11 protein-coding genes are annotated in these 14,130 nt (G+C 64.0%); 8 read left to right on the forward strand and 3 right to left on the reverse strand.

The features are described 5' to 3' along the window. Positions 1-7: 7 nt before the first annotated feature. The 5 genes from NH14_RS25360 (at position 8) to NH14_RS25380 (ending at position 5,732) form a co-directional block, all read left to right on the forward strand. On the forward strand, positions 8-199 hold the full coding sequence (locus NH14_RS25360) for a DUF2065 domain-containing protein (RefSeq protein WP_035535019.1): 192 nt from the start codon (positions 8-10) through the stop codon (positions 197-199). A 139-nt stretch (positions 200-338) separates the two neighbouring features. After that, positions 339-1,490, forward strand: coding sequence for an ATP phosphoribosyltransferase regulatory subunit (locus tag NH14_RS25365; RefSeq protein ID WP_035535016.1), 1,152 nt, complete (start codon positions 339-341; stop codon positions 1,488-1,490). A gap of 143 nt (positions 1,491-1,633) precedes the next feature. Continuing rightward, positions 1,634-2,980 carry an adenylosuccinate synthase gene (locus NH14_RS25370; protein ID WP_035535013.1) on the forward strand — a complete coding sequence of 449 codons (1,347 nt, stop codon included), beginning with the start codon at positions 1,634-1,636 and terminating at the stop codon, positions 2,978-2,980. A 28-nt stretch (positions 2,981-3,008) separates the two neighbouring features. Further along, positions 3,009-3,581, forward strand: a complete 573-nt coding sequence (locus tag NH14_RS25375) for a phosphoribosyltransferase (RefSeq protein WP_035535010.1) — start codon at positions 3,009-3,011, stop codon at positions 3,579-3,581. Positions 3,582-3,845: 264 nt separating this feature from the next. Beyond that, positions 3,846-5,732 carry a potassium transporter Kup gene (locus tag NH14_RS25380; RefSeq protein WP_035535009.1) on the forward strand — a complete coding sequence of 629 codons (1,887 nt, stop codon included), beginning with the start codon at positions 3,846-3,848 and terminating at the stop codon, positions 5,730-5,732. A 112-nt stretch (positions 5,733-5,844) separates the two neighbouring features. On the opposite strand, the gene NH14_RS25385 is transcribed toward NH14_RS25380, so the two are convergent. Next, positions 5,845-8,190 (reverse strand): Tex family protein, encoded by a 2,346-nt coding sequence (locus NH14_RS25385; protein ID WP_035531992.1) that lies wholly within the window; start codon positions 8,188-8,190, stop codon positions 5,845-5,847. Between NH14_RS25385 and NH14_RS25390 the strand changes: the two genes are divergently transcribed. The 3 genes from NH14_RS25390 (at position 8,153) to yoaA (ending at position 12,080) form a co-directional block, all read left to right on the forward strand. Then, a complete protein-coding gene (locus NH14_RS25390) occupies positions 8,153-9,376 on the forward strand; it encodes a hypothetical protein (protein ID WP_331253470.1) in 1,224 nt (407 codons plus the stop codon). The two genes, NH14_RS25385 and NH14_RS25390, sit on opposite strands and share 38 nt — an antisense overlap. Before the next feature lie 112 nt (positions 9,377-9,488). After that, positions 9,489-9,722: a DUF465 domain-containing protein gene (locus NH14_RS25395; protein WP_035531989.1), complete on the forward strand. Its 234-nt coding sequence runs from the start codon at positions 9,489-9,491 to the stop codon at positions 9,720-9,722. Between the two features lie 75 nt (positions 9,723-9,797). Then, positions 9,798-12,080, forward strand: coding sequence for a DNA repair helicase YoaA (yoaA, locus tag NH14_RS25400; protein ID WP_035531987.1), 2,283 nt, complete (start codon positions 9,798-9,800; stop codon positions 12,078-12,080). Between the two features lie 248 nt (positions 12,081-12,328). Here yoaA and NH14_RS25405 read toward each other — a convergent pair whose 3' ends face one another. Both NH14_RS25405 and NH14_RS25410 read right to left on the reverse strand, forming a co-directional pair. Continuing rightward, complete coding sequence (locus NH14_RS25405) at positions 12,329-12,598, reverse strand: hypothetical protein (RefSeq protein WP_084225835.1); 270 nt, start codon at positions 12,596-12,598, stop codon at positions 12,329-12,331. A gap of 231 nt (positions 12,599-12,829) precedes the next feature. Continuing rightward, entirely contained in the window at positions 12,830-14,101 is a 1,272-nt protein-coding gene (locus tag NH14_RS25410; protein ID WP_084225834.1) for a cupin domain-containing protein, read from the reverse strand. Positions 14,102-14,130 lie beyond the last annotated feature (29 nt).

Consider the following 14,130-nt stretch of genomic DNA (forward strand, 5'->3'; position numbering starts at 1 on the left):
TTTTCGCATGAACATAGCTGGTTCCCTGTTGCTCGCGATCGCGTTGATGCTGATTATCGAGGGCATGTTCCCGTTCGTCTTTCCGGCGGCCTGGCGCGACACGTTTCGTAGAATTGCGGAACGGCCGCCGCATCACATCCGGATCGGCGGGCTGATCGTGATGGGTCTCGGTCTCGTGTTGCTGTTGCTCGCTACTTGAATTCAAGGCTCATGCCTCACGGCATGCGCCGTTTCTATCGTTCGGCCCGCGCATCAGGCGCGTGTTCGCGCTTAGGCCCTGCGGCCGGCGCGTTCCGGCGCCGCGCGGCCCTTATCGTTGTAGTTGTAGGATTGATCCGATGTCGACCTGGTTACTTCCCGAGAATATCGCCGACGTGCTGCCTTCCGAGGCGCGCAAGATCGAAGTGCTGCGCCGCCGCCTGCTGGACCGTTTTCGCGCCTATGGCTACGAAATGGTCATGCCGCCGCTGCTCGAGTATCTCGAGTCGCTGCTGGTGGGCAGCGGGCGCGATCTGAACCTGCGCACCTTCAAGCTCGTCGATCAACTGTCGGGCCGCACCCTCGGCCTGCGCGCGGACATGACGCCGCAGGTTGCGCGCATCGACGCGCATCTGCTGAACCGCCAGGGCGTGACGCGCCTGTGCTACGCGGGCAATGTGCTGCACACGCTTCCGCGCGGCCTGCACGCGACGCGCGAGCAGATCCAGATCGGCGCGGAAATCTACGGCCATGCCGGCCTGGAAGCCGACCTCGAAATCCAGCAACTGATGCTCGACGCGCTGCGCCTTGCGGGCCTCGCGAAGGTGCGCCTCGATCTTTCGCATGCGGGCGTGCTCGCGGCGATCGTCGAAGCCGATCCCGCCGCAGCCGCGCTCGGCGACGCTTTGCATGAAGCGCTGGCTGGCAAGGACGTGCCGCGCCTGGCGGAGCTCACCGCGGCGCTGCAGCCCTTGTCGCGCGACGCGCTGCGCGCGCTCCCGTCGCTGTACGGCGATGCCAGCGTGATCGACGAGGCGCGCAAGCGCTTGCCGGCACTGCCCGGCATTGCACGCGCACTCGACGACCTCGCGTTCCTCATGGGCGAGATCGAGGGCGCGGAACTGATGATCGACCTGGCCGATCTGGGCGGCTACGCGTACCACAGCGGCGTGATGTTCTCGGCGTACGTGGATGGCGTGCCCAACGCGGTCGCGCGCGGCGGCCGTTACGACAAGGTGGGCGAAGCATATGGCCGCGCTCGCGCGGCGACGGGCTTTTCGCTGGATCTGCGCGAAGTGGCGCGTATTTCGCCTGTGGAGGCACGCAGCACCGCGGTTCTCGCGCCATGGGCCCATGACGAGTCGCTGCGCGCGGCTGTCGGGGCTCTGCGCGACGCCGGCGAAGTCGTGATCCAGGCGCTGCCGGGCCACGAGCACGATATGGACGAATTCGCCTGCGATCGCGTGCTCGTCGAGCGCAACGGCGCGTGGGTGGTCGAGGCGCGCGCCTGAGTCGCAGCCAAGGGGGCGAGACGGCACGCGGTCTACGCGCATGCCGTTGAGTGCAAAAGGAAATCCTGGGAATTTTGGGAAAAAATGGCGGCCTTGCCGCGGAACCCAGGTAGAATACGTTTTTAACCAGCTAACGAAACACCATGTCTGCCAGCGCAGTGAATGTAACCCCGGGGCGCAATGTCGTCGTCGTGGGCACCCAATGGGGCGATGAAGGCAAGGGCAAGATCGTCGACTGGCTGACGGACCACGCGCAAGGCGTGGTGCGTTTCCAGGGCGGCCACAATGCCGGTCACACTCTCATCATCGGCGGCAAGAAGACCATTCTCCGGCTGATCCCCTCGGGCATCATGCGCGCCGGCGTCGCCTGCTATATCGGCAACGGCGTGGTGCTCTCGCCCGAAGCCCTGTTCAAGGAAATCGGCGAACTCGAAGAAGCGGGCATCGACGTCCAGAAGCGCCTCTTCATCTCCGAAGCCACCACCCTCATCCTGCCGTATCACATCGCCATCGACCAGGCACGCGAGGCCAAGCGCGGCGCGGCCAAGATCGGCACGACGGGCCGTGGCATCGGACCGGCCTACGAAGACAAGGTGGCACGCCGCGGTTTGCGCGTGCAGGACCTGTTCGAGCCGGAAGTCTTCGCCGAGCGCTTGCGCGAGAACCTCGACTATCACAACTTCGTGCTCACCCAATACCTGGGTGCGCCCGCAGTCGACTTCCAGCAGACTCTCGAAACGATGCTGTCGTACGCCGAGCGCCTGAAGCCGATGGTCACGGACGTTTCGCGCCGCCTTTATGACGTGAACCGCCAGGGCGGCAACCTGCTGTTCGAAGGCGCACAAGGCACGCTGCTCGACATCGATCACGGCACGTATCCGTACGTCACGTCGAGCAACTGCGTCGCCGGTGCGGCGTCGGCGGGTGCGGGCGTGGGTCCGCAGCAGCTCAACTACATTCTCGGCATCACCAAGGCGTACTGCACGCGCGTCGGCGCGGGCCCGTTCCCGAGCGAACTGTACGATGCCGACAACGCTGACCGTCAGGAAGAAGTCGGCCTCACGCTCGCGAAGGTGGGCAAGGAATTCGGTTCGGTCACGGGCCGCCCGCGCCGCACCGGCTGGCTCGACGCCGCCGCGCTGCGCCGCTCGATCCAGATCAACGGTGTGACGGGCCTGTGTATTACCAAGCTCGACGTGCTCGACGGCCTCGACGAAGTGAAGCTGTGCGTGGGCTACAAGGTCGACGGCAAGGATGTCGACATTCTGCCGCGCGGAGCGTCGCAGGTGGCCGCATGCGAGCCGGTCTACGAAACGTTCGAAGGCTGGAAGGAAAGCACCATCGGCATCACGCAATGGGATGCGCTGCCCAAGAGCGCGCAGGCGTACCTGACGCGTGTGCAGGAAGTGGCGGGCGTTCCGGTCGACATGGTCTCCACGGGCCCGGATCGCGATGAAACGATCCTGCTGCGTCATCCGTTCAAGGCGTAAAAAAAGCAGAAACAAGGCAGATGCAAAAATGATTCAAATGATGGACCCGCGCAACGACGAAAAGAACCTGTGGGTCGGCTGGGATGAGTATCACCGGCTGATCGAACTGCTCGCGCTTTCGGTACACGATTCGCGCTGGAAGTTCGACCAGATTCTGTGTCTCGCTCGCGGCGGCCTGCGCGTGGGCGACCAGCTCTCGCGCATTTACGACCTGCCGCTCGCGATCCTCGCGACGAGCTCGTACCGCGAAGCGGCGGGCACGCAGCAGGGCGTTCTCGACATCGCGCAGTACATCACGATGACGCGCGGCGAGCTTTCGGGCAACGTGCTGCTCGTCGACGACCTCGTCGACTCGGGCGTCACGCTTGCGCGCGTGCAGGAGCATCTCAAGGAGCGCTATCCGGCCGTGACCGGCGTGCGCTCGGCGGTGCTCTGGTACAAGGGCTGCTCGAAGGTGAAGCCGGACTACTTCGTCCAGCATTTGCCGACCAATCCCTGGATTCACCAGCCGTTCGAGGAGTGGGATACGGTGCGTCCCCACAATCTCGGCGCGTGGATCAAGCGAGGTCTTCAACAGGCCCAGCAGGATGCGCCGAAGTAAGCGCCTGCAAGCCGCTGATACCCGCTGCAACAGTCAGGAACGGAGCCTTTCAGGCTCCGTTTTTTTATGCGCGAGCGCTTTTCGCGCCATTGCCGCCCGCATGGGCTAAACCACGCCGCACAACCGGGTTGGCGCAACCGGGGGCCATGCTAAACTCCCGCGGGACAAGAGGGCGTCGCGGGGTCACAACGATCACTCGGGTTTCGTCCGCAGCCAGTTTAGAATAGCGCTCGTTTTTTCCGCCTCAAACGGATTTCCGCGTATATGACAACTAGCACGCACGTGGCAAAGCAGCCGCTACCGACACTCGCAGTAGCGGCCATCGGCGTGGTGTTTGGCGACATCGGCACGAGTCCGCTGTATTCGCTCAAAGAAGCGTTCAGCCCGGCCCACGGCATTCCGCTCAACAATACCTCCATCCTCGGCGTGATCTCGCTGCTGTTCTGGGCGATCATCATCGTCGTCAGCGTCAAGTACGTGCTCTTCGTGATGCGGGCCGACAACAACGGCGAAGGCGGCGTGCTCGCGCTCATGGCGCTCGCCATGCGCTCGTTCGACCGCAAGAGCAAGTCCGCCGTGGTGCTGACGGCGCTAGGCATTTTCGGTGCGTGCATGTTCTACGGCGACGCGGTGATTACACCGGCCATCTCGGTGATGTCGGCGGTCGAAGGTCTCGAGATAGCGGCGCCCAAGCTCTCGCATCTCGTGCTGCCGTTCACGATGGTGATCCTCATTGCGCTGTTCTGGATCCAGCGGCACGGCACTTCGCTCGTGGGGCGCCTGTTCGGGCCGATCATGGTGCTCTGGTTCGTGACCATCGGCGTGCTCGGCGTTTCGCGCATTGTTCAGGCGCCCGGCGTGATCGCCGCGCTCAATCCGTACTACGCGGTCACGTTCATGGGCGCGCACCTGCTGCAGGCCTATGTGGTGCTGGGCTCGGTCGTGCTGGTGCTGACCGGTGCCGAAGCGCTCTACGCCGATATGGGCCATTTTGGCGCCAAGCCGATTCGCTACGCGTGGTACGGGCTCGTGATGCCCTCGCTCGTGCTCAACTATTTCGGCCAGGGCGCGCTCCTGATGCAGGACCATCGCGCAATCGAAAACCCGTTCTTCCTGCTCGCGCCGGATTGGGCGCTGTTGCCGCTCGTGGTGCTGTCGACGGTGGCGACCGTGATTGCGTCGCAGGCCGTGATTTCGGGCGCGTACTCGCTCACGAGCCAGGCGATTCTGCTCGGCTACGTGCCGCGCATGAAGGTGCTGCATACGTCCGATCTCGCCATCGGCCAGATTTATGTGCCCGTCGTGAACTGGATGCTGCTCGTCATCATTCTGTGCATCGTCGTGGGCTTCAAGAGTTCCGATAACCTCGCTGCCGCGTATGGCATTGCCGTGACGGCAACGATGGTCATCACCACCATGCTCGCGAGCGTGGTGATGGTGAAGGTGTGGAAGTGGAACATCTGGCTCGTCTCGCTCATCATTGCGTGTTTCATGATCGTCGATCTCGGTTTCTTCGGCGCGAACCTGCTGAAGGTCGAGGAAGGCGGATGGCTGCCGCTGAGCATCGGCGCGCTGCTGTTCTTCTTGCTGATGACGTGGTTCAAGGGGCGCATGATCGTCAAGGAGCGCACCGCCGCCGACGGTATTCCGCTGATGCCGTTCCTGCAGGGGCTGCTCGCGCATCCGCCGCACCGCGTGTCCGGCACGGCCATTTATCTCACGGGCAGCGACACGCTCGTGCCGGTGAGCTTGCTGCACAACCTCAAGCACAACAAGGTGCTGCACGAGCGCACGCTTTTCCTTACTTTCCGGATTCGCGACATTCCTTACGTTGCTGACTCGGAGCGCGTGCAGGTCAAGGATATCGGCGGCGGCTTGTACCTCGTTAAGGCCGATTACGGCTTCAACGAGACGCCCGACGTGAAGGCGGTGCTCGAAGACATCGGCGACAAAGAAGGCATGTCGTTCGAAATGATGGACACATCGTTCTTCCTCGCGCGCGAGACGGTAGTGCCCACGCAATTGCCGGGCATGTCGATCTTCCGCGAGCGCGTGTTCGCGTGGATGCACCAGAACGCTGCGAAACCCACCGACTTCTTCAGCATTCCCGCTAACCGCGTGGTCGAACTGGGAACGAAGATCGAAATCTGAAGGTTCGATGGTTGCGTGAACAACAAAAAAGGCACCGTACGTGYCTTTTTGTTGCCTGCTGCGAAGCGCGGTGCGGGGCTTTGCAGTTCCCACACCGCCGCGCGCTGACGCGTTAGCGCTTGAGTTTCGCGAAGGCCGCCGCCATTGCGCCTGCCGGTTCCGCGTCGCGCGAGCGCTGGCTGCCGCGGTTCGCAGTGCCGCCGCGCTGATCGCGGTTGCCGCCGTTGCTGCCGTTGCTGCCGGCGCCGCTGCGTTGCGCAGCGCTTGCCGGATCGTCGTCCATACGCATCGTGAGCGCGATGCGCTGGCGCTTCACATCGACGTCGAGCACCTTTACCTTCACGACCTGGCCCGCCTTCACGACTTCGTGCGGGTCCTTGATGAATTTCGTCGACATGGCCGAGACGTGCACGAGGCCGTCCTGATGCACACCCACGTCGATGAATGCGCCGAACGCCGCCACGTTGGTCACGACGCCTTCGAGCACCATGCCCGGCACGAGGTCGGAGACTTTTTCGACGCCGTCGCGGAAGGTCGCCGTCTTGAACTCGGGGCGCGGATCGCGGCCCGGCTTTTCGAGTTCCGCGAGGATGTCGCGCACGGTCGGCAAACCGAAGCGCTCATCGACGAACTCGGCCGGCGAGAGACCCGAGAGCGCCTCGCGGCTACCGAGCACGTCGCCGATCGTGCGCTTGATCTTCGCGAGCATGCGCTCGACGACGGGATAAGCTTCAGGGTGCACCGACGAGCGGTCGAGCGGATTCTCGCCGCCGTTGATGCGCAAAAACCCCGCGGCCTGCTCGAAGGTTTTGTCGCCCAGACGCGGCACTTTCTTCAGATGGTCGCGCGATGGGAAAGGGCCGTTGGCGTCGCGGTAATCGACGATATTGCGCGCGAGCGTCGAGTTCAGGCCCGACACGCGCGCGAGCAGCGCCACTGAGGCGGTATTGGCGTCGACACCCACGGCGTTCACGCAGTCTTCGACCACTGCGTCGAGCGAGCGCGCCAGTTCGCGCTGGTTCACGTCGTGCTGGTACTGGCCCACGCCAATCGCTTTGGGCTCGATCTTCACGAGCTCGGCGAGCGGATCTTGCAGACGCCGCGCGATCGACACCGCGCCGCGCAGCGAGACGTCGAGCTCGGGGAATTCCTTCGCCGCCAGTTCAGACGCCGAATAAACCGAGGCGCCGGCCTCGGAGACCACGATCTTTTGCAGCTTGAGTTCGGGATGCTTCGAGATCAGCTCGCTCGCGAGCTTGTCGGTCTCGCGCGAGGCGGTGCCGTTGCCGATGCTGATGAGCTCGGCCTGCGTTTGCGCGGCGATCCGCGCGAGCTTCGCGAGCGAGCCGTCCCAGTCGCGGCGCGGCTCGTGCGGATAGATCGTGTCGGTGGCGAGCAGCTTGCCCGTGCGGTCCACCACGGCGACCTTCACGCCGGTGCGCAGGCCCGGATCGAGGCCGATCACGGCCTTCGGGCCGGCGGGCGCCGCCAGCAGCAAATCCTTCAGGTTGCGCGCGAACACGCGGATCGCTTCGGTTTCGGCCTGCTCGCGCAGGTTCGTGAGCAACTCGTTTTCGATATGCGGCTGCACCTTCACGCGCCAGCACCAGCGGCAGACGTCGGAGAGCCACTTGTCGGCGGGACGGGCCTGATTGGCGATGCCGAAGTGGCGCGCGATCATCGCTTCGCCGGGATGCGGCACCTGCGCGTCCAACTCGCCCCCGAGGCCGAGCTTGACCATCAGCACGCCGGCGTTGCGGCCGCGAAAGAGGGCGAGCGCGCGGTGGGACGGCACGGTCTTGATCGTTTCCGAGTACTCGTAGTAGTCGCGGAACTTCTCGCCTTCCTCGTTTTCCTTGCCCTCGACCACGCTCGAAATCACGACGCCCTGGTTGTACAGCCAGTCGCGCAGCTTGCCGAGCAGCTCGGCCGTTTCGCCGAATTGCTCCGAGAGGATGTCGCGCGCGCCGTCGAGCGCGGCCTTCACGTCGGCGACGCCCTTTTCGGCGTTCACGTACTGCGCGGCTTCCGTTTGCGGATCGAGCAGCGGATTGGCGAGCAGCGCGTCGGCGAGCGGCTGCAGGCCGGCTTCGCGCGCGATCTGTGCGCGCGTGCGGCGCTTGGGCTTGTACGGCAGGTAGAGGTCTTCGAGCACCTGCTTGCTGTCGGCGGCCTCGATGGCGGTGCGCAGCTCGTCAGTGAGCTTGCCCTGTTCTTCGATGCTCGCGAGGATCGCGGCACGGCGGTCTTCGAGTTCGCGCAGATACAGCAGCCGTTCCTCGAGCGTGCGCAGTTGCGTGTCGTCGAGATTGCCCGTGACTTCTTTGCGGTAACGGGCGATGAACGGAACGGTCGCGCCTTCGTCGAGAAGCTGGACGGCGGCCGCCACCTGACGCGGTTGAACGGTCAGTTCGCTGGCGATGCGCTGGACGATCTTGAGTGCTACGGTTTCCGTCATAGAGTCTGGATATTCCTGCGAGGATCGGTTTGCGGTCCCGGGCTCGTATTCCCGGGTTTGCGGCCGGATAGCCGGGCGGCGACGTCAAGCGAGCGAGCGCCCGCCGGCTGGTGGAGCGGGGCATTTTGCCATAAATGGCGGGGCGCTCAACTCGGGGGGTGTTAGAATTTCAGGCATGTTCCGTTGCCCTCAGAAGACGTTGATCCCATCCCGTTTGACACAAATCCAGCCCGACGCGCGCGAATGCGCAGCATGGCGGATCACCGCCCGAGCGGCGGCCTGCGCTGTCGCATTGCTGGCGGCGGCGAGCGTTCCGGCCCTCGCGCAAGAATCAACGGCCACAGGCGCGCAAGACGCGCTCCCGGTCGAAGTCGGCGGACCGATCGATGGCGCGGGCGCCGCGTCGGCAGTGGAGTCGACGCACGCGCCGCGTGCGGCTTTGGGGGCTGCGGCGGGTGCAGCGGCGGCGGGCACGGGCGCAACGGTGCCGGATGCCGGCGTGAGCAATGGCTTCGCCGAGCGGCAGAAGGCTCTCGACCGGCGTACTGCGGAAAACAATTACCAGTACGCCGTCGCGCAACACAATTGCTACGACACGTTTTTCGTGAACCACTGTCTTGGCAAGGCGCGCGATGCGATGCGTGTGGTGCAGGCGGATATCCGCCGCGAGCAGTTGACGCTGGACGAAGAGCAGCGTGCCGACAACGCGCGCCGCCGCGACGAGCAGGCCGCATTGCAGCGGGCGAAGGATCAGGCCGACGCGCCGCAGCGCGCTGCGAATGAGGCAGCGAGTACGCAGGCCTACGAAGACAAGCAGCGCCAGCACGCGCTCGCTCAGGCGCAGCGGCAGGCGGAAGCGCCGCAACGTGCTGCGAACGAGCAGGCGTTTCAGGAGAAGCAGCGCCAGCACGCGGTACAGCAGGCACAGCGCGAGGGCGAGCAGGCGCAGTCGCAACGTGCGGCCAACCAGGCCGCATACGACAAAAAACAGTCGGATTATCAGAAGCAACTGGATGAAGCTCGCCGCGAAGGCCAGCAGAAGGCGCAAGAGCGCGCCCAGAAAGCTGAGCGCTTCCAGCAGAAGCAGGAAGACGCGGCGAAGCATAAGGCTGATGTGGAAGCACGTCAGAAGCAGGCGGCCGAGAAGGCGCAGCATCAACAGCAACAAAAACCGCAAGGCCAGTAGTATCGGAAGGCACTCAGCGGTACCAGGCAGCACCCCGCTTTTTCAGCCGGACAGCAACCTCAGGCGCGCGACCTTTCGCACGGCGTGCACCGATCATGACGAGGAGGCGAGCATGCGCGAGCATCGTGAAGTCAAGGGCGAGGTCCTTCGTGACCGCATTCTGCAACTGGAATCGGAACACGACGATCTCGACCGTCTGATCGAGAGGATGTGCGAGACGTCGGACTACGACGATCTCGAATTGCAGAAGCTGAAGAGGCGCAAGCTCAAGCTGAAGGACAACATCATCCTGCTGCAACTGCAGCTGGAACCCGATTCAACAAAGACCTCGAACGGGCACGCCTGATTCCGGGTCCTGGCAGGCGCCGGGGCGCGGCTGTAGTCGGGCCGCGCGCCGAGGACCGAGCAGGAACCGCTTGCCTTGAATTCAACGACCGTTTCCCGATCCCGTCCCGCGCACGAAGGCGGCGCGCAGGATGGTGACGCACGCGCCACCCATTCATCATCGACCGCGCCTGCATTGAGTGCGCGCCGTGGCGCCGAACTCGAAGAGCTTTTCGCTGCCAACGGGCTGCTCGCACGCGAGATCGACGGCTATCGCCCGCGCGCCGCGCAGATCGAAATGGCGCGCGCTGTGGCCGCAGCGATGGAAGCTGCCGCCCAGGCCTTGCCGGAACCGGCGATGTTCGAGGCACAATCGCGTCCCGTACGACGTCTCGAACGCGGCGCGCCGGTCCCCGCGCAGGACCGTGCCGAAGACGCCGCGCGTGCTGCCACCGAATCCGGCGACAACACGCTGATCGTCGAGGCGGGGACGGGCACCGGCAAAACCTATGCGTATCTCGTGCCGGCCATGCTGTGGGGCGGCAAGGTGATCGTTTCGACGGGCACCAAGCATTTGCAGGACCAGCTTTTTGCTCGCGACATTCCCACCGTGCGCGACGCGCTCGCGGTGCCTGTGAGCGTGGCCATGCTCAAGGGTCGCTCGAATTATCTGTGCCACTACTATCTGCAGCGCACGGCCGATAATGGCCGCTTGCCGTCGCGCCAGGAAACGGCGTATCTGCAGGAGATCATCCGCTTCGCGAAGATCACGCGTTCGGGAGACAAGGCCGAGCTCGCGAGCGTGCCCGAAACGGCAGCGGTCTGGTCGATGGTCACCTCCACGCGTGATAACTGCCTGGGTCAGGAGTGTCCGAACTACAAGGACTGCTTCGTAATGCAGGCACGCCGCGAGGCACAGCAGGCCGACATCGTCGTCGTGAATCACCATCTGTTCTTCGCGGACATCATGCTGCGCGACACCGGCATGGCCGAGTTGCTGCCGAGCGCCAACACGATCATCTTCGACGAGGCCCATCAACTGCCCGAAACCGCCACGCTGTTTTTCGGCGAAACGCTTTCGACCGCACAGTTTCTCGAGCTCGCGCGCGATTGCGTGGCCGAAGGCCTGAGCCATGCACGCGATGCGGTGGAATGGGTGAAGCTCGGCGCGGCGCTCGAACGCGCGGCGCGCGATGTGCGGCTCGCATTCAAGGAAGATTCACTGCGCGTGTCGATCGCGCAGTTGCCCGAGGATCATCCGCTCTTCGACACGCTCGATGCCTTGCAGACCGAACTGGGCACGCTCGCTGCCGCACTTGCGGGGCAAGCCGAGCGTGCCGAATCGCTGGGGGCGTGCTTGCGCCGCGCGCGCGAACTCCAGGGCGTGCTGTCTGGGTGGGTTGCCCCAGGCGCATCAGGTGACGCGTCGTCGCGCGGCGCGCAGGCTGCCGGCGGCGCTGACCAGCCCGATGCTTCGGCGGACGCCGCAAGCGAGTCCGGTGCCGACGATGAAAAGGTCCGCTGGGTCGAAGTGTTTTCGCACACGGTCCAGTTGCACGAGACGCCGCTTTCGGTGGCGCCCATTTTCGCGAAGCAGCGCGCGGGCGTGCCGCGCACGTGGATCTTTACGTCGGCGACGCTTTCCGTGCGCGGCGACTTCACGCACTATGCGGCGCAGATGGGCTTGAGTTCGCGGCGCTCGATGACGTTGCCGAGCCCGTTCGATTATCCGCAGCAGGGTTTGCTGTACGTGCCGCGCAATATGCCTCAGCCGTCGTCGCCGCAATTCACCGATGCGGTATTCGACGCCGCGCTACCCGCCATCGAAGCATCGGGGGGGGGCGTATTCATGTTGTGCACGACGTTGCGCGCCGTCGACAAAATCGCCACGAAGCTGCGCGACACGATCGAGGCGCGTGGCTGGAATACGCCTTTGCTGGTACAGGGCGATGCAAGCCGCACCGAGTTGCTCGAACGCTTTCGCGCATATGGCAACGCGATCCTCGTAGGCAGCCAGAGCTTCTGGGAAGGCGTCGACGTGCGGGGCGATGCGCTGTCGCTCGTCGTCATCGACAAGCTGCCGTTCGCGCCGCCCGATGATCCCGTTCTGGCCGCGCGTCTCGATGCGCTGGCGAAAAAGGGCTTGAGCCCATTCGCCGTCCATCAACTGCCGCAAGCGGTCATCACGCTCAAGCAGGGCGCCGGGCGTCTGATTCGTGCGGAGACCGATCGCGGCGTGCTGATGATCTGCGACACGCGCCTCGTGGACAAGCCTTATGGCCGGCGTATTTGGCAAAGCTTGCCGCCGTTCAAGCGCACGCGCGAGATCGAGGTTGTGCGGGCGTTCTTCACGGGCGAGGAAGAGCAGGGCGCCCAATGACGCTGCCGGGCGTGCGTCGTGTAATGTCCGCTTGCATATGCGCCGCGGCGGTTACATGCGTCGCGCATAGATTTGTGTGCCGGCATGACGTTTAGCGAACGAGCGGATGCAACAAAAAAGCCACGAACCTGGGTTCGTGGCTTTTTTGTTTGCCCGCCGCGCGTCTGACGAGGCCATCAGACCGCCCGGCGGTTCGCTTCGATGCCCGCTGAAGCCGGAGCTTCGGACGAGCACCTCGCGAATACAGCTTACTGGCTTGCGCCCGAAGCCGGAGCAGCAGCGCCAGCGTCCGAAGCAGCAGCGGCAGCCGAAGAGGCAGCGTCGCTCGCAGCAGCCGTAGCTTCGCTCGCAGCAGCAGCGGCGCCCGAAGCAGCAGCACCTGCGTCCGAAGCAGCAGCAGCCGGTGCCGAAGCAGCAGCAGCGTCGCTAGCCGGTGCAGCAGCTTGTTCGCTGCTCTTGTTGCACGCAGCGAGTGCAACAGCTGCCAGCAGGGATGCTACGAGGAGGGATTTCTTCATGATCACGTCCTTTTATGGTTAAAGGTAAGCAACAGCGCAAAATAATACCGGTAATGTGCCCCAACATCGACCTGAGCCGCTGGTGGAGATGCACTGCAAGAGCGTGAATCTTCCCTACGGCCTGGGCGGAAATTATAGGCACTTTCGTATCGACCGTCGACAAATCCGGGGACAATACGTTGTCTTTCTCATACAAGCACTATATTCGTACGGTATAACAGTCCGAAGCGCTTACGCAAGCACCCCGAGCCGTATCCAGCCCGCACAATACCATTCGTGTAGCAACGATGTCACACACGAATCGTGTGAGAGTGTTACAAAGCGTTTCCCATCCAGAAAGCGGTTGTCGGCCAATGCCGGCAGCCATTTTCTCACTTCTTTGAGCAAGTACTGCTCCCCGTTCAGGTAATACGACCGCGCATCGTAAAGCAGGATTGCCCTGCGGTCGAGTCTTATCCCATTTTTCGCGGCGCGCGCAACAAAACGCGCTTCGTCCAGCGGCTTTTCGGGAGCGTCGAACACCACGTTCGATTTCGGTTCCGAAAGCCACGAGCCGACGAACGAGGACACATCCGCATCATTCCATCGCACTTTAGCAAGCACGGCCGAGACGCGCTCAACAAGTGCCGGGGGCAGTTGTGCCGGATGCAACACTGCGGGCTGGTCAGGGTCGCGGTAGAGCGCGGGGTTGCCTGCGCCGTTGTTGCCTGCGCTATTGCCCGCATTCCGGCTGGCCACGCCATCCGCGCCGCGCTCGGCCAGCCAGTAGAGAAACTGGCTCGTGAGTTCGGTGGTGGAAGGCGAACGAAAGCCGATCGAGCAGGTCATGCATTCGCCTTCGGCCACGCCGTCGTGCGCAATGTGCGGCGGCAGGTACAGCATGTCGCCCGGTTCCAGCACCCATTCCTCCTCGGGTTCGAAATTCGCGAGGATCTTGAGCGGCAGCCCTTCCTCCAGCGACAGGTCGCGCTGCGCGCCGATGCGCCAGCGCCGCTTGCCATGCACCTGCAGCAGAAACACATCGTACGAATCGAAATGCGGGCCGACACCGCCGCCGTCGGACGCGTACGAGATCATCAGGTCGTCGAGGCGGGCGTCGGGGGCGAAGCGAAACCGTTCGAGCAGCGCTCGCGCGCGGTCGTCGTGCAGGTCCGCGCCTTGAACGAGCAATGTCCATTGGCGCGTCTTCGGTGTCGGCAGTTCGTCGGCGGAAAACGGGCCGTGCTCGAGCGCCCAGCGCTTGCGAAAGTGCGTGATGAGGCGGGATTCGACGTCGTCCTGGTCGGCCAGCGCGAAGAGTTCGTCACGCGAAAGCGGCGCGGTGATGCCGGGTATCGCCTGGCGGATCAACAATGGCTTTTTCTGCCAGTATTTCTTCATGAACTGCGCCGGACTCAGGCCGCCAAGCAGCGGCGTGGGCGTATTGGGCGCGGGACATGCCAGGGAGGAGGGGGCGCGCCGCTTGCGGGCGTCCTCCGGGTGGTCTGGGGACCGCTTGGGCATCGTATAATGTGGTCTGTAATCTGGAGGAT

This window comes from Paraburkholderia sacchari (assembly GCF_000785435.2).
Lineage (GTDB): Bacteria > Pseudomonadota > Gammaproteobacteria > Burkholderiales > Burkholderiaceae > Paraburkholderia > Paraburkholderia sacchari.